This window comes from Aeromonas sp. ASNIH5 (assembly GCF_002902865.1).
Lineage (GTDB): Bacteria > Pseudomonadota > Gammaproteobacteria > Enterobacterales > Aeromonadaceae > Aeromonas > Aeromonas caviae.
Genome location: NZ_CP026122.1, coordinates 3597433 through 3620403 on the forward strand (window position 1 = coordinate 3597433; position 22971 = coordinate 3620403).

Here is a 22971-nt window from a genome sequence, read left to right on the forward strand (position 1 = left end):
GACAATGATGGAACAGAAGAAACGGATCTGGGTGGCGGTGGGCGTCATCGAGAACGAACGGGGCGATATCTTCATCGCCAAACGCTCAGCCGATCGCCATCAGGGGGATCGCTGGGAGTTTCCCGGTGGCAAGGTGGAGTCGGGGGAGGATCTGCTCACCGCGCTGGACAGGGAATTGTGGGAAGAGATCGGGATCCGGGTGCAGGATTGTGCCCCCTTCATGGAGCTGCACCACGACTACCCCGACAAGCAGGTCTTGCTGGATATCTGGAAGGTGACCCGCTTCCACGGCGAGCCCTTTGGCAAGGAGGGGCAGGAGTGCCGCTGGGTGCCACTGGCCTCGCTGCACGAATACCGCTTCCCGGATGCCAACGGCCCCATCGTCGCGCGGTTGCAGGCCTCGCTAGCCTGAAAGGGAATCGATACCAACGAAAAAGGGCCTGAGGGCCCTTTTTTGATCGTGCAGTGTTTATTGCCAGGGATCGCCCTGTTCCGGGTCGGGCAGCAGATCCGGGTTGATCTCGCCCGGGATGCGCTTCTGTTCATCCGCCCACTCGCCGAGGTCGATCAGCTGGCAGCGCTTGCTGCAGAAGGGGCGAAACGGGCTCTGCGGACCCCATTCGATCTCGCTCTGACAGGTCGGACACTTTACCTTGGTCACCATGGGGCGCTCCTCAACAACAGGCGAGCTGGAAGGAAACGTCGCCTATCTGCTGTTCCGTCGTCGGCAGGAAGCGCAGGGCGAAGCGGTTCTTGTGGCCGCTCAGGGTCGGATAGCAGGGCTGGGTGCCCGCCAGACGGATGCGGATCAGTTCAGCCCCTTCGGCGGTATCCTGGAAGAAGCCGTTGGTGGCCACCTGGTCGCTGAAGTTGCCCGACTCGCGCCACAGGCGCAGCAACAGGGAGATGGCGTTCATCAGCAGGGTGATGTCACTCAGCCATTGCTGCATCTGCTGGTGGCGGGTAACGGCCGGGGTCGCCAGCCAGTGGTGCAGTTGCGGCACATCGAAGGCGCACAGACCACCCGGAATGGAGAAGCGCTGACGAATGGAGCCGAGCAGGCGATCCTCTTTGAGACGGGCGCCGGGGCGCGGGGAGTTCAGCAGGTTGCGGGAGAGCTGGGTACTCTCCTGCTGCATCCGCTGGATCTGCTCGAGATCGACGTCAGGCAGACTGGCCCAGTGGCTCAGGCGTTGGCCGAGGCGCTCCAGATCCTTGATGAGATCGGCACGCAGGTCACCACGCTCCAGCAACTCCTGCAAATCGAACAACCCCTTGAAGAAGGCGATATGTGCCCAGGACTGGTCACTCTCCAGATTGTCGCGGATCTGGGAAAACAGGGACTCCAGACGAAGATAGGTCCGGCTTTTTTCATTGAGGGGAAAATCGTAAATCATGCCTAATCCTGGCCAGCCATAAACCGGCCTAGTGTACTCACAGTTGGTGGGCTTGTTGAGAGGCAAATGCCAGATATGTCTGGTGCAGGGCGAAAATTCGCTGCCAGATGGTCTCACTCGTACCACTCTGGTTGTCCAGGACGTCGTCGGCCATCGCCAGGCGCTCGCTGCGGCTCGCCTGGGACGCCAGTATCGCCTGGGCCTGTTCCCGACTGACGCCATCGCGGCGGCAGGTACGCTCGATTTGTGTCGATTCGTCCACATCGATCACCAGTACCCGATCGGCGAGGGAAGTGAGCCTGTTTTCCACCAGCAAGGGGACGACCAGCAGGCAGTAGGGGGAGCGGGTTGCCGCACACTGGCGCAGCATCTCGCTGCGGATGAGGGGATGGAGCAGGGCATTGAGCCACTCCTTGGCCTGCGAATCGGTGAAGATCCGCTCTCGCAGCCGGCGGCGATCGAGCTGGCCATCGGGGGCAACGACATCCGGGCCAAAATGGGCGGCGATGGCAGCCAGAGCAGGGGTGCTGGGCTCCACTACCTCGCGGGCGATGATGTCCGCATCCACCACCTCGATGCCCAGCTCGGCAAAGCGGTTGGCAACCGTGGTCTTGCCGCTGCCGATTCCCCCTGTGATTGCGACTACATACATGGGTCAGAGATCCTTTTGCTAGAGCACGACATCAAGATACCAGCGGGTGATGCTATCGCCCCACAGCAGCGTTATCCAGCCCGCGATGGCGAGATAAGGGCCAAAGGGAATGGGTTTGCCCTGGTGGTGGTTGCGCAGCAGGATGAGACCGATGCCGATGATGGCGCCCGCCAGCGAAGAGAGCAGCAGCACGATGGGCAATGCTTGCCATCCCAGCCAGGCGCCCAGCGCCGCCAGCAGTTTGAAGTCGCCGTAGCCCATCCCTTCCTTGCCGGTCAGCAGCTTGAAGGCCCAATAGAGGCTCCAGAGCACCAGATAGCCCGCCATGGCGCCGACCACCGCATCGGCCAGGGACACGAAACCGCCCGCCAGATTGAACAGCAGGCCACCCCAGAGCAGGGGCAGGGTGAGCTGATCCGGCAAGAGCATCTTGTCCAGGTCGATGAAGGTCAGTGCGACCAATGTCCAGGTGAGCAACAAAGCGGCAAGGGTGCCCCAGCCGGGGGCAAGCGCGGCTGCTACCGAGACCGACAGCAGGGCGGTGAGCAGCTCAACCAGGGGATAGCGAGCCGAAATGGGGGCGTGGCAGTTGCGGCAGCGCCCCCTGAGCCATAGCCAGCTCAGCAGGGGAATGTTCTCCAACGCCCCTATGGGGTGGTCGCAGTGGGGGCAGCGGGAGCGAGGCACCATGAGGTTGTATCGTCCGGTTGCAGGAGGAGTCTCTTCACCGTCACCGAAATAGTCGCTGTATTCGGCATGCCAGGCCCGCTCCATCATGATGGGCAGGCGATGGATCACCACGTTCAGGAAGCTGCCCACCATCAGGGAGAAAAGGAAAATCAAGGAGAGATAGAGCCAGGGCAAGCCCTGGGCCAGTTCGATCAAAGGCACCATAGATCAATCGCTTGTGTCGGGAACGGGGATGACAGATGGCCGGGGGAAATGTACCGCCCGGCCCTCTGTCGAGGGGGTCAGTGTATCACAGAGCCCAGCTTGAAAATGGGGAGGTACATGGCCACGACCATGCCGCCGACCAGCACCCCGAGCACCACCATGATGATGGGTTCGAGCAGGCTGGTGAGGCCGTCGACCATGTCGTCCACTTCCTGTTCGAAAATGGCGGCGACCTTGGAGAGCATGTCGTCGATGGCGCCGGATTCCTCACCGATCATCACCATCTGGGTCACCATGTCGGGGAAAAGATCCACGGTGCGCATGGCGACGTTGATCTGCATGCCGGCCACCACCTCGTTGCGAATGGCCATGGTCGCAGTGCGATAGACATAGTTGCCCGATGCTCCGGCCGCTGAGACCAGGGCATCCACCAGTGGGATACCGGCGGAGAAGGTGGTGGAGAGGGTGCGGGCAAAACGGGCCATGGCAGCCTTGTGCAGTATGTTGCCCACCACGGGAATGGTGAGGATGAACTTGTCCGTGTTGTCCCTGACCTTCTGGGATTTTCGCCAGGCCCGCACATAGAGGAAGACGGCGAGAGCAGCGCCGCCAAAGATGGCGTACCACCACTCCTGCATAAAGCGGGAGATGGCGATGACGAACCGGGTAAAGGCGGGCAGCTCGGCACCGAAGCTCTTGAAGATATCCTCGAACTGGGGAATGACGAAGAGCAGCAGGATGGAGGTGACGACGATGGCCACCAGAATGACCATGGACGGATAGAACATGGCCTTCTTGATCTTGGATTTGAGGGCTTCGTTCTTCTCGCGGTAGATGGCGATACGGTCGTAGATGGTCTCCAGGGCACCGGATTGCTCCCCGGCTTCGACCAGGTCGCAATAGAGGTCGTCGAAGTGGCGAGGATGGCGGCGCAACGCCTCCGAGAGCGGGGTGCCTGTTTCCACATCGGCGGCGATCTGGCCGATGAGCTCGCGCACAGCCGCTTTCTCGTGGCCGCGAGCGATGATCTGAAGACTCTGCACCAGAGGCACGCCGGCGGAGAGCATGGTAGTGATCTGGCGGGAGATGACGGCGATGTCCATCGGCTTGATCTTGGCGCCGCCCTTGGAGAAGAGCCCCTGGCTCTGCTTGCTGACCCTGGTGACGTTGACGCCCTGCTTGCGCAGCTCGGCCTTGACGGTGGTGATGCTGTCGGCTTGCAGCTCGCCGGAGACCTTCTGTCCCTTGCGGTTGACGCCGTGCCAGCGGTAGGAGAAGACTTTTTTCGGTGCGTTGCGTTTTTGAGCTAATGTGGCCATCACTGCATCCTGCAATTGGGCGACGGTGGCCGGATGCTGCTGCCTGTCCGGCTCATCTTGGCTTGAAGAAGGTCATCGGGGTGATTACAGCGGCTTCACCCGGCGAGATGACTCGGGCACTGCGAACTCAGTTGGTGGTGATCCTGTTGATTTCGGCCAGGCTGGTGACGCCAAGACGCGCTTTCTCGAGGCCGGATGTGCGCAGGGTGCGCATCCCTTCCTTTTGGGCTATCGCGGCAATCTGCAGCGAGTTGGCTCCCTGCATGATGAGTTTGGCGATGTTGTCGGACATCAGCATGATCTCATAGATGCCGACCCGGCCTCTGTAGCCTCCCGAGCACTCCTTGCATCCCACGGGCTTGAACAGCCGCAACCCGGCGGCCAGTTGCTGCTGGGTGAAGCCCAGCTCCAGCAACTCGGCTTCCGGCACCACTTCCGGCGCCTTGCAGTGATCGCAGAGTTTGCGGGCAAGGCGCTGGGCCATGATGAGGGTGACCGAAGAGGCGATGTTGAAGGCCGGCACCCCCATGTTCATCATCCGGGTGAGCGTTTCTGCCGCCGAGTTGGTGTGCAGGGTGGAGAGCACCAGATGACCGGTCTGGGCGGCCTTGATAGCGATCTCGGCGGTTTCCAAATCCCGTATCTCCCCCACCATGACGATGTCGGGATCCTGGCGCAGGAAGGAGCGCAGGGCGCTGGCGAAGGTGAGCCCCGCCTTGGGATTGATCTGCACCTGGTTGACGCCGGGCAGGTTTATCTCGACCGGATCTTCGGCGGTGGAGATATTGACCTCGCTGGTGTTGAGGATGTTGAGGCCGGTATAGAGTGAGACCGTCTTGCCTGACCCCGTCGGGCCGGTCACCAGGATCATGCCCTGAGGTTTGGAGAGGGCGTGCAGGTATTGCGTCTTCTGCCGGTCGTCAAAGCCGAGTTGATCGATATTGAGCCGGGCGGCCGAGGAGTCCAGCAACCGGATCACGATCTTTTCGCCCCACATGGTGGGCAGGGTGTTGACCCGCATGTCCATGGATCTGTTGCGTGAGATCTTGAGTTTGATCCGGCCATCCTGTGGCAGGCGCCGTTCGGCAATATCGAGCCGCGCCATCACCTTGAGGCGAGCCGCGAAGCGGTTGGCCAGGTTGACCGGCGGCGTGGCGACTTCGTGCAGTATGCCGTCTACCCGAAAGCGGATCCGGTACTTGGTCTCGTAGGGTTCGAAATGCAGGTCGGAGGCCCCGCGCTTGATGGCATCCATCATGATCTTGTGGATGTATTTGACGATGGGGGCGTCATCGTCCGCGGTGTTGACGCTCTCGTCGAGGCGGGAACTCTCGTCGGAGACCTCGAGTTCGGAGATCTCGGCCTCGTCGATATGATCCATGCCCAGGGTATCCTGCTCGCTCTCCATCAGCTTGCCGATGGCGGCGGTCAGCTTGCTCTCTTCGACCAGCAGGGCTTCCGTGTGCAGGCCAAAACTGAAGCCAAAATCCTCCAGAGCCGACACATTGGTCGGATCGGACATGGCGATATAGAGGGTATGCCCCTGGGTGTAGATGGGCAGGACATGGTGCTTTTCAATCAGCTTTTGATTGAGGTATTTCTGCGGGATCTCGGCGAGATCGAAGGCCGCCAGATCCAGCAGAGGTACCCCATACTCCAGCTCGCAGAAATCCGCCAGCGCCTTGCTGTCGAGGATATCGTTCTCGATCAGGAAGGTGACAAAGGGCTTGCGCTGCGCCCTGGCCTGGCTCAGATAACGCTGTGAGTCCGGCTCACTGAGGAGGGAGGAAGCGGCCAGGCTGGTGGCCAGGCCGCTATTGAGTGAGGAGGTCATTAATTACAAAGAGTGGTTGGACTGCAGGTAGCGGTCCAGGTAACTGCACCACCAGAAGTAGCTGCTACAAGTTGGTATGCTCCTGATGGGTTTGTCATGCTACTTTGAATCGTCAGGCTTGTTGCACTGCTTGAAGCCCCAGTGATTGTTAGAGCAACCCCAGTTGGCGCAGCAGCACTGGCAAGCAGAGCAGGGCAGCCAAATGCCCCTGTTGTCTGGAAGCAAACTTCCGCCTCAGTCTTGATTCCACCAGCTGATGAGATTGCCTGTGTGAAGCGAGCCTTATTGGTATAGTTCTGATACGCTGGCAACGCGATGGCGGCCAGAATGGCGACGATCGCAACCACTATCATCAATTCGATTAGCGTAAACCCTGACTGTCTTTTCATGTCAAATATCCTTTTGTCCATGGTTCCTGAAAAGTGCTGGTGGAAATCTATCCACACTCCAGCATCTTATCCGAGCGCTTCGGGTTGGCAACAGAGGCAGGGCCCTTGTTAACCACTTTTGTGTCATTTAGTGAAAATGATAGCAAAATCAAGGATTAAATGGTCTCTAATGACGCTTCTCAAGATTGGGGAGGGCCCATCTTCACACTCCTTATGTCGTGGGATCCTGCATATAGAAAAGGCGCCGATGGCGCCTTTTGCAAGTTTCGAGCCCTGTAATATTTTTGGGCACGAGCAACGGATGGGGCTTGCTCAAGCCGCGACAAAGCGCATGGAGAGATCCAGTGCCCGCACATGCTTGGTCAGCGCTCCCACCGAGATAAAGTCGATCCCGGTCGCGGCGTATCCGGCAAGAGTATCGAGGGTGACGTTGCCGGAGACTTCCAGCTTGGCTCTGCCCTGATTGAGGCGAACAGCGTCCTGCATCATGGGGATGTCGAAGTTGTCCAGCATCACGATGTCGGCCCGTGCGGCCAGGGCCTGCTCCAGCTCGGCCAGGGATTCGACCTCGACTTCCACCGGTTTGTCCGGATTGAGACGGCGCGCTTCGCTGATTGCTTCAGGGATGCCACCGCAGGCGAGAATGTGGTTCTCCTTGATGAGGTAGGCATCAAACAGACCGATACGGTGGTTTTTGCCGCCCCCGCAGGTGACCGCATACTTCTGGGCGCTGCGCAGGCCGGGCAGGGTCTTGCGGGTATCGAGGAGGCGGCAGTCAGTGCCTTCGAGCTCTGCCACATAACGGGCGGTCAGGGTGGCGACCCCGGAAAGGGTCTGCACGAAGTTCAGCGCATTGCGCTCGCCGGTCAGCAGCACGCGGGCGGGGCCATGGAGGCGGAACAGCTCCTGATTGGGGGCAAGGCGTTCACCATCTTGCACTTTCCACTCGACCTTCACTTCGCCACCGAGCTGGGCAAACACCTCGTCGACCCAGGGCTGGCCGCAGAAGACGCCCGCCTCGCGGGTGATGACTCGCGCGGTCGAGATGCGATCGGCCGGGATCAGCTGGGCCGTGATGTCGGCGCTGGCATCCGGTTGATCCAGCGCGGTGAGGGCATCGCCCAAGTCTTCGAGAAGTGCGGCGCGCACGGCGCGGCGGATGTCCTGTTGTAACATGCCTTATTCCTGCAAGGGTCTGAGAAGCAATTGCCTGTCTTTCTGGCGCAATTCCAGCCTGCCCAGGGCATTCATGCCCACCAGGATCTCCTCCCCGTCGGCAGCCGGATTGATAAAGACGGACAAATCGTACAGGGTCAGCGGACCCATCGCCAGACTTTCGATCCGGCCGGTTTCGACCTGGATCTCTCCGGCTGCCGTGTTGACCCGGCTGCGGCCCGTGGCGACGAGGCCGAGCCGGGCGGCCACCTGGCTCGGTATGGTCACCCGGGTTGCTCCTGTGTCCAGCAGCAGTTGCACCGGTTGGTCGTTGATGGCACCCTCCAGACGATAATGGCCGCTGGCATCGGCCCTGAGCAATAGATCGCCGCTGGCGGTCACCGACGGTTGTTCACGACCATGAAAGTAGAGGGTCAGCAGACCCAGCAGCGAGAGCCAGGCGAGCAGCCAGAGACGGCGTGCCATCGGGTGCATAGTGTGTCCCATATCGCGCGATTGAATGGCTCAGCCTAACATAGCGTTATCCATGAATTCAGAGACTTGTTCCCAGTTTTCCCATCCCGCCAGAGGCACATCGCTTCCATTTGTGAGTCGAGCAGACGATGACACAACCCACAACCCTGTTTTCCATCGATCGTGAAGGATGGTGCGAGCAGGCCCGCAAGGTGCCTTCCCCCCATCACAATGAGAGGCTCAGCCCGGAGGATGTCTCCTTGCTGGTGATACACGGCATCAGCCTGCCCCCCGGGCAGTTTGGTGGCCCCTTTATCGACGATCTGTTTCTGGGGCGGCTCGATCCCGGTGCTCACCCCTATTTCGCCGGTATTCATCAACTGAGGGTCTCGGCCCACTGCCTGATCCGCCGCGATGGGGAACTGGTACAGTACGTGCCTTTTGGCGCCAGGGCATGGCATGCGGGAGTCTCGAGCTGGGAGGGGAGGGAGGCGTGCAACGATTTTTCCATCGGGATCGAACTGGAAGGGACCGACGAGCTTCCCTACAGCGACAAGCAATACGAGGTGCTGTCGGATCTTAGCCGGGCGATTGTGCACCGTTATCCCGCCATCACGGCGGACCGTATTGTCGGTCACTGCGACATCGCGCCGGGCCGCAAGACGGATCCGGGTGACAGTTTCGAATGGCCTCTCTATCGGGAAAAGCTTCACTTTGAGTGAAAAATCTAAAAATTATTTTGTGTTTTTAGAATCAATGGCTTGCCTTGTCTGGCAAGCCATTTTTCATGCTGTTGGCCAAATGTTATCGGTGAGCAAGCTCACAAATATTGGTCAGACCATTTTCTATGAGCTATATCATGATTCCGCGTTTTTACCCCCAAAGTGGCAACCGAGCTTCTTGATTCAGATCATCTTTTGGGTGGACTTTTTTCAAGCCCTCTGCTAATTTTCGCCCCAATCATAAAATTGGTAATACCAATTTAACAAAGTAGCCTCATGCCCTATATCAAGATAACTCAGCCCAAGCTGGCCGACGCCATTGTCGCCGAGCTGGAAAGCATGATTCTGGAAGGCAGCCTGCAGCCGGGCCAGAAGTTGCCGCCCGAGCGGGAACTCGCCATCCAGTTTCAGGTGTCGCGCCCTTCCTTGCGCGAAGCCATCCAGCGCCTGGAAGCGAGAGGACTCTTGTATCGTCGTCAGGGCGGTGGCACTTACGTACAAAATGCCCTGAGCAAGGGGATCGCCGACCCCCTGTTCGAACTGCTCAGCACTCACCCGGAAGCCCAGTACGACCTGCTGGAGTTTCGTCACGCGCTGGAAGGCATCTGTGCCTACTATGCGGCGCTGCGGGGCACCGAGGCTGATTTCGAACGGATTCGCCTGGCGCAAGCCGCCATCGAAGAAGCCGGTCAGCAAGGGTCGCTGGTGGTCGAATCGGCCGCCGTGACCCAGTTCTATCTGGCCGTGGCCGAGGCCTCCCACAACGTGGTGCTGCTGCACCTGTTGCGGGCCATGGGCCCCATGCTCGAGCAGAACATTTTACGCAATAACGAAATTTTGAATCGCCGTCCGGGAGTGGTCGCCAAGATCCGTCGCCATCGTGCGAGCCTGATCGAGGCTATCCTGTCGGGGGCTCCGGAGCGGGCCAGGGCTGCTTGTCATGAGCACCTGGCCTTTATCGAGGACACCTTGTTGGATATGCAGAGGGAAGACAGCCGGATCCAGCGATCCATGCGTCGGATCCGTCAGCAGGAAAACTAATCCCACAAGGCTTTCTTAATTGTCGAATGCTTGCGCCCTTCGCCGTGCAATGCCGTGCAATCACAACAACATAGGAACCAGCCATGTCTGATATCCTGAAGAACGATGTGGACCCGATAGAAACGCTGGAGTGGCTTGCCTCTCTGGAATCCCTGCTGCGTGAAGAGGGTCCGCAACGCGCTCAGTTCATCCTTGAACAGTTGGCCGAGAAAGCCCGCGCAAGCGGTGTGGACGTGGCTGCCAAGGCAAACCGCGACTACATCAACACCATCCCGTCCAGCGACGAACCGGCTTACCCGGGCGATCTGGAAATGGAACGCCGCATTCGCGCCATCATCCGCTGGAACGCCATGATGATCGTGCTGCGCGCCTCCAAGAAAGACCTGGACCTGGGTGGTCACATGTCTTCCTTCGCTTCTTCCGCGACCATCTACGAAGTCTGCTACAACCACTTCTTCCGTGCCCGCAACGAGAAGGACGGTGGCGATCTGGTCTACTTCCAGGGTCACATCTCCCCGGGCATCTACGCCCGTGCATTCGCCGAAGGTCGCCTGACCGAAGAGCAGCTGGACAACTTCCGTCAGGAAGTGGATGGCAAGGGTATCCCTTCCTACCCGCACCCGAAACTGATGCCGGAATTCTGGCAGTTCCCGACCGTTTCCATGGGTCTGGGCCCCATCGCCGCCATCTATCAGGCGCGTTTCCTGAAGTACCTGACCGACCGTGGCATCAAGGATTGCTCCGAGCAGACCGTTTACGCCTTCCTGGGTGACGGCGAGATGGACGAGCCGGAAGCCAAGGGTGCCCTGACCGTTGCCGTGCGTGAAAAGCTCGACAACCTGGTGTTCGTGGTCAACTGCAACCTGCAGCGTCTGGATGGTCCGGTTGTCGGCAACGGCAAGGTCATCAACGAGCTGGAAGGCCTGTTCGCCGGCGCTGGCTGGGACGTGACCAAGGTCATCTGGGGTCGCAAGTGGGATGAGCTGCTGAAGAAAGACACTTCCGGCAAGCTTATCCAGCTGATGAACGAGACCGTGGACGGTGACTACCAGACCATGAAGTCCCGCGACGGTGCCTACGTGCGCGAGCACTTCTTCAACCGTTACCCGGAAACCGCCGCGCTGGTCAAAGACATGACCGACGAGGAGATCTTCGCCCTGAACCGCGGTGGTCACGACCCCCGCAAACTGTTCGCCGCCTTCTCCAAGGCTGCACAGACCAAGGGCAAGCCGACCGTGATCCTGGCCAAGACCATCAAGGGTTATGGCATGGGCGAAGCGGCCGAAGGCAAGAACATCGCTCACCAGGTCAAGAAGATGGATCTGGGCTCCGTGCGTCACCTGCGCGATCGTTTCAACCTGCCGGTCACCGACGAGCAGCTGGAAAACCTGCCGTACCTGAAGATCGAAGAGGGTACCGAAGAGCACAAGTACCTGCACGCCCGCCGTGCCGCACTGAAGGGCTATGTACCGACCCGTCTGCGCGAGAGCACCACCAAGCTGGAAATCCCGGCGCTGGATGCCTTCGGTCCGCTGCTGGGTGAACAGGCGCGCGAAATCTCCACCACCATGGCGTTCGTGCGTTCCCTGAACGTGATGCTCAAAGACAAGTCCATCGGCAAGCGCATCGTCCCGATCCTGGCTGACGAAGCCCGTACCTTCGGTATGGAAGGCCTGTTCCGCCAGATCGGTATCTACAGCCCGCACGGTCAGCAGTACACCCCGCAAGACCGCGACATCGTCTCCTACTACAAGGAAGACAAGCAGGGTCAGGTTCTGCAAGACGGTATCAACGAGCTGGGCGCCATGTCCTCCTGGCTGGCTGCTGCGACCTCTTACAGCACCAACGACTGCCCGATGATCCCGTTCTACATCTACTACTCCATGTTCGGCTTCCAGCGGATCGGCGACATGGCGTGGGCAGCCGGTGACCAGCAAGCCCGTGGCTTCCTGCTGGGCGCGACCTCCGGTCGTACCACTCTTAACGGAGAGGGCTTGCAGCACGAAGATGGTCACAGCCACATCCTGGCCAACACCATCCCGAACTGCATCTCCTACGACCCGTCCTACGCCTATGAAGTGGCGGTGATCGTACAGGACGGCCTGCGCCGCATGTACGGTGAGAACCCGGAGAACGTGTTCTACTACATCACTACCCTGAACGAGAACTATGCCATGCCGGCCATGCCGGAAGGCGCCGAGGAAGGCATCCGCAAGGGTATCTACAAGCTGGAAACCGTGGCCGGCACCAAGGCCAAGGTACAGCTGCTGGGTTGTGGTTCCATCCTGGGTCACGTGCGCACTGCCGCCCAGATCCTGGCCAGCGAGTACGGCGTGGGTTCCGACGTGTTCAGCGTCACCTCCTTCAACGAACTGGCTCGTGACGGTCAGGACGCGGATCGCTGGAACATGCTGCACCCGACCGCCGAAGCGCGTGTGCCCTACATCGCTCAGGTACTGGGCACCGAAGCCACCATCGCCGCGACCGACTACATGAAGTCCTTCGCCGATCAGGTGCGTGCCTTCGTTCCGACCGAGAACTACCGTGTACTGGGTACCGACGGTTACGGCCGCTCCGACAGCCGTGCCAACCTGCGTCGTCACTTCGAAGTGAACGAGTTCTACGTAGTGGTTGCTGCCCTGACCGAACTGGCCAAGCGCGGCGAGGTAGACAAGCAGGTTGTGGCCGAAGCCATCGCCAAGTACGGCATCGATGCCGACAAGGTCAACCCGCTGTACGCGTAAGAGGATTGAGTGTCGCGCCGGGTATCCGGCGCGACCTTGCCTGGGTTTAAACGGATAACGCGGGATGCGCGTGGTGATGCTCAGGCAGCCACGCGGATGCACGCAAGAGGATAAAGCGCAATGTCCAAACAGATTATGGTGCCGGATATCGGTGCCGATGAAGTTGAAGTCACCGAGATCATGGTGGCCGTGGGTGACAAGGTCGAACTGGACCAGTCCCTGATCGCCGTGGAAGGTGACAAGGCCTCCATGGAAGTCCCGGCCCCCGCCGCCGGTATCGTCAAAGAGATCCTGATCAAGGTGGGCGACAAGGTTGCCACCGGTTCCCAGATCATGGTCTTCGAAGCCGAGGGTGCTGCCGCACCGGCTCCGGTCCAGGCTGCTGCCCCGGTTGCTGCCGCACCGGCCGCCGCTCCTGCTGCTGCCGCTCGCCAGGACGTCAACGTGCCGGACATCGGTGGTGACGAAGTCGAAGTGACTGAGATCATGGTTGCCGTGGGCGACATGGTTGAAGCCGACCAGTCCATCATCGCCGTGGAAGGTGACAAGGCCTCCATGGAAGTACCGGCACCGTTCGCCGGCCGCGTGGTCGAGATCAAGGTCGCCGCCGGCGCCAAGGTTTCCACCGGCTCCCTGGTGATGGTCTTTGAAGTGGCGGGCGCTGCCCCGGCCGCTGTTGCCGCGCCGGCTCCTGCTGCTGCCCCCGTGGCTGCCGCTGCTCCGGTTGCCGCCGGTGCCAAAGACGTCAACGTGCCGGACATCGGCGGTGACGAAGTGGAAGTGACCGAAATCATGGTCGCCGTGGGTGACAAGGTTGAAGCCGACCAGTCCCTGATCACCGTGGAAGGCGACAAGGCCTCCATGGAAGTGCCTGCACCGTTCGCCGGTGTGGTCAAGGAGATCAAGGTGAAGGCGGGTGACAAGGTCTCCACCGGTTCCCTGATCATGGTATTCGAAGTGGCGGGTGCCGCTCCGGCCGCCGTGGCTGCTCCGGCTCCTGCCGCAGCGCCTGTTGCTGCTGCTCCGGCTGCCGCCGCTCCTGCGCCGGTTGCCCAGGCTGCTGCTGCCTCCGATTTCGTCGCCAACGACGCCTATGTCCACGCCTCCCCGGCAGTACGCCGTCTGGCGCGCGAGTTCGGCGTCAACCTGGCCAAGGTGAAAGCCTCCGGTCGCAAGGGTCGCATCGTCAAAGAAGACGTGCAGGCTTACGTGAAGGATGCGGTCAAGCGCGCCGAGTCCGCTCCGGCTGCCGGCACCGGCACTGGCAACGGCATGAGCGTCGTGGCCTGGCCGAAGGTTGATTTCAGCAAGTTCGGCCCTGTCGAAGAGCTGGAACTGACCCGTATCCAGAAGATCTCCGGTCCTGCCCTGCACCGCAACTGGGCCATGATCCCCCACGTCACCCAGTTCGACGAAGCCGATACCACGGATCTGGAAGCGTTCCGCAAAGAGCAGAACATCCTGGCCGAGAAGCAGAAGCTGGACGTGAAGATCACCCCGCTGGTGTTCATCCTGAAGGCGGCCGCCAAGGCCCTGGAAGCCCATCCGCGCTTCTGCAGCGCCCTGTCCGAAGACGGCAGCAAGCTGATCATGAAGAAGTACATCCACATCGGTGTGGCGGTGGATACCCCCAACGGCCTGGTGGTTCCGGTGGTTCGCGACGTCAACAAGAAGGGCATCCACGAGCTGTCCCGCGATCTGGCCGAGATCTCCAAGAAGGCCCGTGCCGGCAAGCTGACCGCTGCCGACATGCAGGGCGGTTGCTTCACCATCTCCAGCCTGGGTGGCATCGGCGGTACCAGCTTTACCCCGATCGTCAACGCGCCGGAAGTGGCCATCCTGGGCGTCTCCAAATCCGAGATGAAGCCGAAGTGGAACGGTAAAGAGTTCGTGCCGCGCCTGATGCTGCCGCTGGCTCTGAGCTACGACCACCGCGTCATCGATGGCGCCGACGGTGCCCGCTTCATCACCACCCTGAGTGGTGTGTTGTCCGACATTCGTCGACTGGTCCTGTAAGTGAGAGGGCGGGCCCAGAGCCCGCCCTTTTTGCTTCTCATTTCGTTAACAGGATTGTAAACTTGCCCCGTTTTTTTCACGGCTGCAGCGGCCTTGTTTGGCATAAGACTGTGCTGTCCGGGGATATAAGAACGACAAAGAGGTCATGATGAGTAAAGAAATCAAAACCCAGGTCGTAGTACTGGGTGCTGGCCCTGCCGGTTATTCCGCTGCCTTCCGTGCGGCTGACTTGGGTCTGGATACCATTATCGTCGAGCGTTACTCCACCCTGGGTGGCGTCTGCCTGAACGTGGGTTGCATCCCGTCCAAGGCACTGCTGCACGTCGCCAAAGTCATTGAAGAAGCCAAGGCGCTGGCCGAGCACGGCATCGTCTTCGGTGCCCCGCAGACCGACATCGACAAGGTGCGTCTGTGGAAAGAGAAGGTCATCAACCAGCTGACCGGCGGTCTGGCTGGCATGGCCAAGATGCGTAAAGTCCAGGTCGTGAACGGCTTCGGCAAGTTCACCGGTCCGAACACGCTGGAAGTGGAAGGCGCCGACGGCAAGACCACCGTCACCTTCGACAACGCCATCATCGCCGCCGGTTCCCGTCCGGTGAAGCTGCCGTTCATCCCCCATGACGACCCCCGCGTATGGGACTCTACCGATGCGCTGGAACTGACGACCGTTCCTGGCAAGCTGCTGGTCATCGGTGGCGGCATCATCGGTCTGGAGATGGGTACCGTGTACTCCTCCCTGGGTTCCGAGATCGACGTGGTGGAATTTGCCGACCAGCTGGTACCGGCTGCCGACAAAGACATCGTCAAGATCTACACCAAGCGCGTGGCCAAGAAATTCAACATCATGCTGGAGACCAAGGTCACCGCCGTTGAAGCCCGTGAAGACGGCCTGTACGTCTCCTACGAAGGCAAGCACGCCCCGGCCGAGCCGGTTCGCTACGACAACGTGCTGGTTGCCGTAGGCCGTGTGCCGAACGGCAAGATGCTGGATGCCGAGAAGGCCGGTGTTGCCGTCAACGAGCGCGGTTTCATCGAAGTCGACAAGCAGCTGCGTACCAACGTGGCCCACATCCACGCCATCGGCGACATCGTCGGTCAGCCCATGCTGGCCCACAAGGGTGTACACGAAGGCCACGTGGCGGCCGAAGTCATCGCCGGCAAGAAGCACTACTTCGACCCGAAAGTGATCCCGTCCATCGCCTATACCGAGCCTGAGATGGCCTGGGTGGGTCTGACCGAGAAGGAAGCCAAGCAACAGGGTCTGAACTTCGAAGTCGCCACCTTCCCGTGGGCTGCTTCCGGTCGCGCCATCGCGTCCGACTGCTCCGACGGCATGACCAAGCTGATCTTCGACAAGGAGAGCGGCCGCGTCATCGGTGGTGCCATCGTGGGCACCAACGGCGGTGAACTGCTGGGCGAAATCGGTCTGGCCATCGAGATGGGTGCCGACGCCGAAGACATCGCGCTGACCATCCATGCTCACCCGACTCTGCACGAGTCCGTGGGTCTGGCTGCCGAAGTGTTCGAAGGCTCCATCACCGACCTGCCGAACGCCAAGGCCAAGAAGAAAAAATAATCTTCTGCCCGTTTCATAAGAAAAGCCGCTCCATGGAGCGGCTTTTTGTTGTCTGTCTTTCGGCACCCTGCGGTCAGCAGCGCCCCTTCTTGGCCTGTCCCGGTGGGCAGAAGGTACCGTAGCCTCCGCGATCCCCGTCGCTGACCCGGATCCGGGTATCGTCCACGCTCACATCGGCCCCGTGCACCCGCACGGGCCCGCTGCTGCAGGCACTGAGCAGCCCCCCCAGCACTATCATCACGACCAGCTTGCCCATCATACCTCCTCGCGTTTTCCTGATTATGAGGCATGTGGCAGGGCGGTGGGAGACGGTGTATCCCCCGTACGTCACAGCTTGCCGTGGTCATGAAGAAGGGCGCCGAAGCGCCCTGGTGTGGGTCAGGAAGAGGTGCCGGACGCTCAGAGGCGGAAGTTGCCGACCAGCTTGTCGAGCTCGCCGGAGAGGTGCTGCAGGTTGCGGCTCGACTCGGTCAGGTGATGGGCGATATCGGCGGTCTCCATGGTGAGCTGGTTGATGTCCTCCACGTTGCGGTTGAGTTCGCCCACCACGCTCGACTGCTCTTCGGTGGCGGTGGCGACCTGGATGTTCATGTCGCTGATCTGGGTGATGTGCCCGGTGATCTGGTCGAGGGCGCCGTTGGCCTCGTCGGCCTGGGTCACCACCCGCAGGCTCTGGTTGCGGCCCTGGGCCATGGCGCTGACGGCGCGGGCGCTCTGCTCCTGGAGGCTGTTGATCATGCCCTGGATCTCGGCGGTGGAGGCGGCGGAGCGGCTGGCGAGGTTGCGCACCTCGTCGGCCACCACGGCGAAGCCACGGCCCTGCTCGCCGGCGCGGGCGGCCTCGATGGCGGCGTTGAGGGCCAGCAGGTTGGTCTGCTCCGAGATGCTGCGGATGGTGTCGAGGATGCTGCCGATGGAGTCGGTCTGGCTCGCCAGGGACTCGATGACCCCGGCGACCTGTTCGATTTCACCGGAGAGGCCGACGATGCCGTGACGGGCCTGGGCGACGACCTGGGCCCCCGCATCGGCCTGCTCGTTGGCCTGCTTGGCGACGTCGGCTGCCAGGGATGCATTGCCGGCGATCTCGGTGACGGTGGCCCCCATCTCGTGGATGGCGGTGGCGACCTGGACGGTGCGATCCCGCTGGGCGGTGCAGTTGTGCTGGGTGAGCTGGGCCTTGGCGGCCACCTCGCTGGCGGTGGCGGCCACCTGGCGGGAGTTGCTCGCCACCTGCACGATGGCCCCGTGGATCCGGGTCACGAACTGGTTGAAGCTGTGGGCAATCTCGGCCAGCTCGTCCTTGCCGGTGAGACTGGCGCGGCTGTCGAGGGCGAGGTGGCGGGCCACTTCGCCAATATGGGATTGCAGGAAAGAGACCCGGCGGCGCAGCCCGATGAGGATGAGGGTCGAGACGAGCAGCGAGATGGCGATGGCGATGACGATGATGGCGATCATCTGGGTACGACCGCTGTCATAGCTGTTTTCGCTCAGGTCGTTGCGATGCTGGGCCTGATCTATCAACCCGTCGAGCAGCTCATTGGCGCCCTTGCGCATGACCCCGTAGCTCTGGCTGTAGCGATCCCGGTAGATGGCGCGTGCCTCGTCCATCTTGTTGTCAGAGAGCGCCTGCAACATGGGGGTCAGCTCCTCCCGCTCCACCCGGGTGAATTGATCGAGCAGGGTCTGGGCCCTGGCCCGGGCGTCGGGATCGACCTGGGCCTTGACGGCCTGCTCCATGGCCTGGCGCATCTCGGGAATGTCTTCCTCGCGGGTCTCCTTGACCCGGGTCAGCACCCCCTTTTCGTCGCGCAGGGAGGTGTCCTGCAGCAGCATCATGTCGATGCCGACGCGCATGCGCGGGATGCGGGAGGCCACTTCCGCCATGGCCCGCATGGGGGTGGCGGTATTCTGGAACAGCTCTTCGGCCTGCTGCCTGATGTTGTCCATGCTGCGCAGACTGGCGGCGCCAACCAGCAGCAGGGCGAGACAGGGCACGGTGACGGCCAGGATCAGTTGGGTTTTGATGGTGAGGTTGCCTGCCAGCATGTTGACTCCTTGGTGTGTTGCTGTGTCGCTACTGTAGCGGCTTGTCATGACGGTTCGCCGTCATGGGGGTCGGTATTCCCTGTCGACCCGGTGAAAAAAGGGCGCCGCAGCGCCCTTTCATCTTATAACCGGAAGTTGCCGACCAGCTTGTCGAGCTCGCCGGAGAGCTGTTGCAGGCTGCGGCTGGACTCGGTCAACTGGTGGGCGATATCAGCGGTCTCCATGGTGAGCTGGTTGATGTCCTCCACGTTGCGGTTGATCTCCCCGACCACGCTGGACTGCTCTTCGGTGGCGGTGGCGACCTGGATGTTCATGTCGCTGATCTGGGTGATGTGCCCGGTGATCTGGTCGAGGGCGCCGTTGGCCTCGTCGGCCTGGGTCACCACCCGCAGGCTCTGGTTGCGGCCCTGGGCCATGGCGCTGACGGCGCGGGCGCTCTGCTCCTGGAGGCTGTTGATCATGCCCTGGATCTCGGCGGTGGAGGCGGCGGAGCGGCTGGCGAGGTTGCGCACCTCGTCGGCCACCACGGCGAAGCCACGGCCCTGCTCGCCGGCGCGGGCGGCCTCGATGGCGGCGTTGAGGGCCAGCAGGTTGGTCTGCTCCGAGATGCTGCGGATGGTGTCGAGGATGCTGCCGATGGAGTCGGTCTGGCTCGCCAGGGACTCGATGACCCCGGCGACCTGTTCGATTTCACCGGAGAGGCCGACGATGCCGTGACGGGCCTGGGCGACGACCTGGGCCCCCGCATCGGCCTGCTCGTTGGCCTGCTTGGCGACGTCGGCGGCGAGAGACGCATTGCCGGCGATCTCGGTGACGGTGGCCCCCATCTCGTGGATGGCGGTAGCGACCTGGACGGTGCGATCCCGCTGGGCGGTGCAGTTGTGCTGGGTGAGCTGGGCTTTGGCTGCCACCTCGTTGGCGGTGGCGGCGAGCTGGCGGGAGTTGCTCGCCACCTGTTCGATGGAGCCGTGGATCTTGGCGACAAAGTTGTTGAAGCCGGTCGCCACCTGGGCCAGTTCGTCACGGCCATCGACCTTGAGGCGATGGGTGAGGTCGCCATCACCGCTGCCGAGTTCGCGGAACAGGCGGGCCAGTTCGTTGAGGGGGCGGCTCACGGAGCCCGCCAGGAGGACGCCGAGCAGCCCCATGCCGACGGCGATGGCCAGGCTGACCAGCACCATGTGCAGGCGTGCTCTGTCCAGTTCGGCATAAATCTCGGCCTCCGGCACCTGGGCCACCAGATACCAGTCGAGCAGGGGGATGTAGCTGCTGGCCAGGATCACGGGCTGGCCGTCGACCTCGGCACGGGTGGCGGCAAAGGGCTGCTTGTTGAGCAGGTTGGTGCTGCTGCCGCTGGCCAGCTGGGTCAGGTTGTCCCGATCGATGCGGGCGGCGTCGGGGTGCAGCTTCACCTTGCCGCTGCCGTCTGTCATGAAGACGAAGCCGCTGTCGCCGATGCGGAAGTTGGCGAGCATGCTGACCATGCTGTCGAGGGATTTGGCGAGGCCGGCGAGGCCGCGTCCGTCGAGCTGCTGGAAGTTGACGAACAGTTTTACCTCGCCATTGCTCTCCCGAAAGATGCTGAGCATCAGATCCTGACGGCTCTTGGTGTAGTCATAGAACCAGTTGTCCTGCTCGTGGTTCAGGATGCGCAGAAAACCGTCCTGATTGTAGTAGGCGGCACTCTGGCGATCGGCAAAGGAGGCGGTGACCAGGCCATACTGGCTCGTCATGTCCTTGAGCTGGTTGATGAGGATGGACTCCTGCTCCTTGGGCATGCCGCGCTCGACCCAATCCAGCACGAAGCGGTCGTTGGCAAGCTGTCTGGCGGCATTGGCGACCGAGGTGAGATCCTTTTCGATCTCCTTGCCGATGCGCTGGGTCAGGTTGGGCAGCTCCTGCTCGAACATGCGGTTCTCGATCAGCTGCTGGGCAGAACGCTGGCTGAAATAGCCCACCAGCAGGCAGGAGAGGGCCACGGCGAGGATGACGGTGGCCAGAATTTTCTGTTTCAGTGTCAGGCTTGCGAACATAAGGGTGACTCGGAAGTGTGAACCAGGGTTGAACTCATAATAGCGGCTGATTTGGCGCGCTCTTGAGGCGGCGGGGGCGTTTATTGTCGATTAACGTTTGCGCTCACACCCGGATTGGACTGGATTGGCGCCCGATTTTGCCGAGACATCGTCGCAAGCGGGGCGACCCCTCGCCAGCACCCCGGCTTGCGGTTAAAGTGCTTGCACTTATAGTAGGCTGCACCTGACTGGCGGCCTGCCCGCTCGACTCGCACCGGATTTATGGACTCTCATATGCGCATCTTTCATCGGGGATGGACCCACCTGCTCGTGCTCCTGCTGGCGACCCTGCCGTTCATGGCGGCGGCCGGAGCCTATGATCCCGCGCCTTCGGCCAGAAACCCGGGGGCAACCAAGATGGATCGTCCGAAGATCGCCCTGGTACTGAGCGGCGGCGGGGCCAAGGGGTCGGCCCATATCGGGGTGCTCAAGGTGCTGGAGGCAAAGCACATCCCGGTGGACATCATCGTCGGGACCAGCATGGGCTCCTATGTGGCGGGCATGTATGCCATGGGGCTCAGCGCCGAGGAGGTGGAGCGCACGACGCTGGCCATCGACTGGAACAAGGGCTATCAGGACAAGGTGGGGCGCGACGAGCTCTCCCTGCGCAAGAAGCAGCAGACCGAGAAGTACCAGCTGCGCACCGACATCGGGGTCAACGGTGACCAGACCCAGCTGCCGGACGGCTTCTTCCAGGGACAGTCCATGGCCAGCCTGCTGCGCCACGCCACCTCCAACCTGCCGGCGCAAAAGAGCTTCGACAACCTGCCTATCCCCTATCGCGCGGTGGCGACCGACATGGAGACGGTGACCCCCTTCGTGCTGGATCACGGCAGCCTCGCCAAGGCGATGCAGGCCTCCATGTCCATTCCCGGTGCCCTCAAGCCGGTGGACTGGGACGGCCGCATCCTGGCCGACGGTGGCACGGTCAACAACATGCCGGTGGACGTGGCCAAGGCCATGGGGGCCGACGTGGTGATCGCGGTGGACATCAGCGCCAAGCTGCGTACCCGGGAGTCCCTCAAGTCGGGATTGGCCATGATCGATCAGCTCACCACCTACATGACCCAGGTGGGGACCGAAAAGCAGAAGGCGCTGCTGGGCCCCAGGGACATCCTGCTGACCCCCGAGTTCGGCAATATGGGGATCGCCGACTTCGCCCTGATGCCGGAGGGGATCAAGATCGGGGAGGCGGTCGCCAACAGTGCAGCGGCCCGGCTCGATGCACTCTCTCTCTCGCCCGCCGCCTACGCCGACTATCGCAACGGCAAGCTGAGCCGGCGCGCCGAGCGCAGCGGCCAGCCCGCCTACTACATCGACAAGGTGGAGATCATCAACAAGTCGCGCCTCTCCGACGACACGGTGCGGGCCATGCTGAACGTGCGTCCGGACAAGGTGCAGACCTACGAGAGCCTGGAGGCGGGGATCCGTCGCCTCTACGCCCTGGAGTCGTTCGATCGCATCACCTACGAGGTGGAGGAGCGGGACGGGGAGAACGTGCTGGTGGTGGACGCCAGCGAGAAGAACTGGGGGCCGGGTTATCTCAACTTCCAGCTCGGCTTCTCCGATGACTTCGAGAGCAGCTCCAACTACAACGTCGGCATGTCCTACACCCTGACCAACGTCAACGACTGGGGAGGCGAGTGGCTGACCGAGGCGTCCCTCGGGACCGCCAAGCACCTCAAGACCGACTTCTACACCCCGCTGGAGCCCTCCCAGACCTACTTCGGCGAGACGAGCCTGGCCTACGACAAGACCCAGCGACGGGTCTTCTTCCCGGAAGAGAGCAGGTCGTCGTCCGGGGTCAGCTATCTGGACTCCGAATACAGCTTCACCAGCGTGGATCTTGCCGTCGGCTGGAATCGCCAGCCCTGGAGTCGCTTCTCCCTTGGGCTGGAGGGCAAGATCGGCAGCGTGGAGATCCAGAACCTTACCAACGCGGATGCCGATGCCTCCGCCTGGGGACCCTACATCCGCTTCGAGCACGACACCCTCGACAGCCGCTACTTCCCCTATCAGGGGGTCTACTGGGACATCAAGGGGGGCTACTCCTACGTCGATCTCGACCCCGCGGACGCGCCCTCCGAGCAGGCCGAGGGGGTGAATTACCGGCTGGTGATGATCAAGCCCTGGTCCTGGGACAGGCACAGCCTCAACCTGATGCTGGAAGGGGGCGGCTCAAGCTCCCAGGAGACGGTACCACTGTTCGTGCAGGATCTGGGCGGGCTGTTCCGCATGTCCGGCTTCCAGCATTACCAGTTGAGCGGTCGCTACAGCCTGTTTGGCGGATTGCGCTACATCTACCGGGTGGCGGACAACGACTTCGGTGCCTTCAAGGCGCCCCTGTTCCTCGGGGGCTCCCTCGAGCAAGGGGGGGTCTGGGACAAGGGAGAGGACATCAGCATCGAATCCTCCTATACCTCGGGTTCCCTCTATATGGGGGTGGAGAGTTTCCTCGGTCCCATCTTCCTCGGCTATGGCGTGGCTGAGGGGGGACACGACATGTTCTATCTGCAATTGGGCACTACGTTCCAATAAGGGCGAAATGCTGCCTTTTTGTTAACTCACCTTGGGTGGGTGGCTTGTCACTCTAAAAAAACCTAATAGGTTTATATGGTTATGCTGGTTTGATGAATAACT

The 22971-nt window shown here is 61.5% G+C and carries 19 protein-coding genes; 7 read left to right on the plus strand and 12 right to left on the minus strand.

The genetic code is table 11. From position 1 onward, the window contains the following. The first annotated feature begins 7 nt into the window (after positions 1-7). The gene (gene mutT, locus C2U30_RS16930; protein WP_171864957.1) at positions 8-412 is read left to right on the plus strand and encodes an 8-oxo-dGTP diphosphatase MutT; all 405 of its coding nucleotides are present in this window, start codon (positions 8-10) and stop codon (positions 410-412) included. 57 nt (positions 413-469) lie between these two features. Here mutT and yacG read toward each other — a convergent pair whose 3' ends face one another. From yacG to C2U30_RS16980, 9 genes are all read right to left on the minus strand, one after another. Beyond that, positions 470-664: a DNA gyrase inhibitor YacG gene (gene yacG, locus C2U30_RS16935; RefSeq protein WP_039040499.1), complete on the minus strand. Its 195-nt coding sequence runs from the start codon at positions 662-664 to the stop codon at positions 470-472. A 10-nt stretch (positions 665-674) separates the two neighbouring features. Further along, a complete protein-coding gene (zapD, locus tag C2U30_RS16940; RefSeq protein WP_010675825.1) occupies positions 675-1397 on the minus strand; it encodes a cell division protein ZapD in 723 nt (240 codons plus the stop codon). 37 nt (positions 1398-1434) lie between these two features. Continuing rightward, positions 1435-2049 (minus strand): dephospho-CoA kinase, encoded by a 615-nt coding sequence (gene coaE, locus C2U30_RS16945; RefSeq protein WP_103244156.1) that lies wholly within the window; start codon positions 2047-2049, stop codon positions 1435-1437. An 18-nt stretch (positions 2050-2067) separates the two neighbouring features. After that, a complete protein-coding gene (locus C2U30_RS16950; RefSeq protein WP_103244157.1) occupies positions 2068-2943 on the minus strand; it encodes a prepilin peptidase in 876 nt (291 codons plus the stop codon). Positions 2944-3020: 77 nt separating this feature from the next. After that, complete coding sequence (locus tag C2U30_RS16955) at positions 3021-4262, minus strand: type II secretion system F family protein (protein WP_010675822.1); 1242 nt, start codon at positions 4260-4262, stop codon at positions 3021-3023. 127 nt (positions 4263-4389) lie between these two features. Then, positions 4390-6096: a PilB family type IVa pilus assembly ATPase TapB gene (gene tapB / locus C2U30_RS16960; protein WP_041211787.1), complete on the minus strand. Its 1707-nt coding sequence runs from the start codon at positions 6094-6096 to the stop codon at positions 4390-4392. Next, positions 6096-6485, minus strand: coding sequence for a pilin (locus tag C2U30_RS23110; RefSeq protein WP_080989820.1), 390 nt, complete (start codon positions 6483-6485; stop codon positions 6096-6098). Before C2U30_RS23110 ends, tapB begins: the two co-directional genes overlap by 1 nt. Positions 6486-6797: 312 nt before the next feature. Beyond that, complete coding sequence (gene nadC / locus C2U30_RS16975) at positions 6798-7661, minus strand: carboxylating nicotinate-nucleotide diphosphorylase (RefSeq protein ID WP_103244158.1); 864 nt, start codon at positions 7659-7661, stop codon at positions 6798-6800. A gap of 3 nt (positions 7662-7664) precedes the next feature. Next, the gene (locus C2U30_RS16980) at positions 7665-8135 is read right to left on the minus strand and encodes a retropepsin-like aspartic protease family protein (RefSeq protein ID WP_042015101.1); all 471 of its coding nucleotides are present in this window, start codon (positions 8133-8135) and stop codon (positions 7665-7667) included. A 128-nt stretch (positions 8136-8263) separates the two neighbouring features. Here C2U30_RS16980 and ampD point away from each other — a divergent pair, with 128 nt between their 5' ends. From ampD to lpdA, 5 genes are all read left to right on the plus strand, one after another. Continuing rightward, entirely contained in the window at positions 8264-8836 is a 573-nt protein-coding gene (gene ampD, locus C2U30_RS16985) for a 1,6-anhydro-N-acetylmuramyl-L-alanine amidase AmpD (protein ID WP_103244159.1), read from the plus strand. A gap of 276 nt (positions 8837-9112) precedes the next feature. Further along, positions 9113-9877, plus strand: coding sequence for a pyruvate dehydrogenase complex transcriptional repressor PdhR (gene pdhR / locus C2U30_RS16995; RefSeq protein ID WP_010675815.1), 765 nt, complete (start codon positions 9113-9115; stop codon positions 9875-9877). An 83-nt stretch (positions 9878-9960) separates the two neighbouring features. Further along, positions 9961-12621 (plus strand): pyruvate dehydrogenase (acetyl-transferring), homodimeric type, encoded by a 2661-nt coding sequence (aceE, locus tag C2U30_RS17000; RefSeq protein ID WP_103244160.1) that lies wholly within the window; start codon positions 9961-9963, stop codon positions 12619-12621. A 120-nt stretch (positions 12622-12741) separates the two neighbouring features. Beyond that, entirely contained in the window at positions 12742-14637 is a 1896-nt protein-coding gene (gene aceF, locus C2U30_RS17005) for a pyruvate dehydrogenase complex dihydrolipoyllysine-residue acetyltransferase (RefSeq protein ID WP_042015108.1), read from the plus strand. A gap of 148 nt (positions 14638-14785) precedes the next feature. Continuing rightward, positions 14786-16213, plus strand: coding sequence for a dihydrolipoyl dehydrogenase (gene lpdA, locus C2U30_RS17010; protein ID WP_010675812.1), 1428 nt, complete (start codon positions 14786-14788; stop codon positions 16211-16213). 73 nt (positions 16214-16286) lie between these two features. On the opposite strand, the gene C2U30_RS17015 is transcribed toward lpdA, so the two are convergent. The 3 genes from C2U30_RS17015 to C2U30_RS17025 all read right to left on the minus strand — a co-directional run bounded on the left by C2U30_RS17015 (position 16287) and on the right by C2U30_RS17025 (position 20292). Continuing rightward, positions 16287-16469 (minus strand): hypothetical protein, encoded by a 183-nt coding sequence (locus C2U30_RS17015; protein ID WP_017779057.1) that lies wholly within the window; start codon positions 16467-16469, stop codon positions 16287-16289. A gap of 143 nt (positions 16470-16612) precedes the next feature. Beyond that, entirely contained in the window at positions 16613-18259 is a 1647-nt protein-coding gene (locus C2U30_RS17020) for a methyl-accepting chemotaxis protein (protein ID WP_103244161.1), read from the minus strand. A gap of 122 nt (positions 18260-18381) precedes the next feature. Further along, on the minus strand, positions 18382-20292 hold the full coding sequence (locus C2U30_RS17025; protein ID WP_069785556.1) for a methyl-accepting chemotaxis protein: 1911 nt from the start codon (positions 20290-20292) through the stop codon (positions 18382-18384). Between the two features lie 273 nt (positions 20293-20565). Here C2U30_RS17025 and C2U30_RS17030 point away from each other — a divergent pair, with 273 nt between their 5' ends. Then, positions 20566-22869, plus strand: coding sequence for a patatin-like phospholipase family protein (locus C2U30_RS17030; RefSeq protein ID WP_103244162.1), 2304 nt, complete (start codon positions 20566-20568; stop codon positions 22867-22869). Positions 22870-22971 lie beyond the last annotated feature (102 nt).

Coding starts and splice junctions, on each gene's coding strand:
- C2U30_RS16955 (WP_010675822.1), bottom strand. CDS start 4,262: ATGGCCACATTAGCTCAAAAACGCAACGCACCGAAAAAAGTCTTCTCC.
- C2U30_RS17030 (WP_103244162.1), top strand. CDS start 20,566: ATGCGCATCTTTCATCGGGGATGGACCCACCTGCTCGTGCTCCTGCTG.
- C2U30_RS23110 (WP_080989820.1), bottom strand. CDS start 6,485: ATGAAAAGACAGTCAGGGTTTACGCTAATCGAATTGATGATAGTGGTT.
- lpdA (WP_010675812.1), top strand. CDS start 14,786: ATGAGTAAAGAAATCAAAACCCAGGTCGTAGTACTGGGTGCTGGCCCT.
- pdhR (WP_010675815.1), top strand. CDS start 9,113: ATGCCCTATATCAAGATAACTCAGCCCAAGCTGGCCGACGCCATTGTC.
- yacG (WP_039040499.1), bottom strand. CDS start 664: ATGGTGACCAAGGTAAAGTGTCCGACCTGTCAGAGCGAGATCGAATGG.
- mutT (WP_171864957.1), top strand. CDS start 8: ATGGAACAGAAGAAACGGATCTGGGTGGCGGTGGGCGTCATCGAGAAC.
- C2U30_RS17020 (WP_103244161.1), bottom strand. CDS start 18,259: ATGCTGGCAGGCAACCTCACCATCAAAACCCAACTGATCCTGGCCGTC.
- C2U30_RS17015 (WP_017779057.1), bottom strand. CDS start 16,469: ATGGGCAAGCTGGTCGTGATGATAGTGCTGGGGGGGCTGCTCAGTGCC.
- C2U30_RS16950 (WP_103244157.1), bottom strand. CDS start 2,943: ATGGTGCCTTTGATCGAACTGGCCCAGGGCTTGCCCTGGCTCTATCTC.
- aceE (WP_103244160.1), top strand. CDS start 9,961: ATGTCTGATATCCTGAAGAACGATGTGGACCCGATAGAAACGCTGGAG.
- nadC (WP_103244158.1), bottom strand. CDS start 7,661: ATGTTACAACAGGACATCCGCCGCGCCGTGCGCGCCGCACTTCTCGAA.
- C2U30_RS16980 (WP_042015101.1), bottom strand. CDS start 8,135: ATGCACCCGATGGCACGCCGTCTCTGGCTGCTCGCCTGGCTCTCGCTG.
- zapD (WP_010675825.1), bottom strand. CDS start 1,397: ATGATTTACGATTTTCCCCTCAATGAAAAAAGCCGGACCTATCTTCGT.
- aceF (WP_042015108.1), top strand. CDS start 12,742: ATGTCCAAACAGATTATGGTGCCGGATATCGGTGCCGATGAAGTTGAA.
- C2U30_RS17025 (WP_069785556.1), bottom strand. CDS start 20,292: ATGTTCGCAAGCCTGACACTGAAACAGAAAATTCTGGCCACCGTCATC.
- coaE (WP_103244156.1), bottom strand. CDS start 2,049: ATGTATGTAGTCGCAATCACAGGGGGAATCGGCAGCGGCAAGACCACG.
- ampD (WP_103244159.1), top strand. CDS start 8,264: ATGACACAACCCACAACCCTGTTTTCCATCGATCGTGAAGGATGGTGC.
- tapB (WP_041211787.1), bottom strand. CDS start 6,096: ATGACCTCCTCACTCAATAGCGGCCTGGCCACCAGCCTGGCCGCTTCC.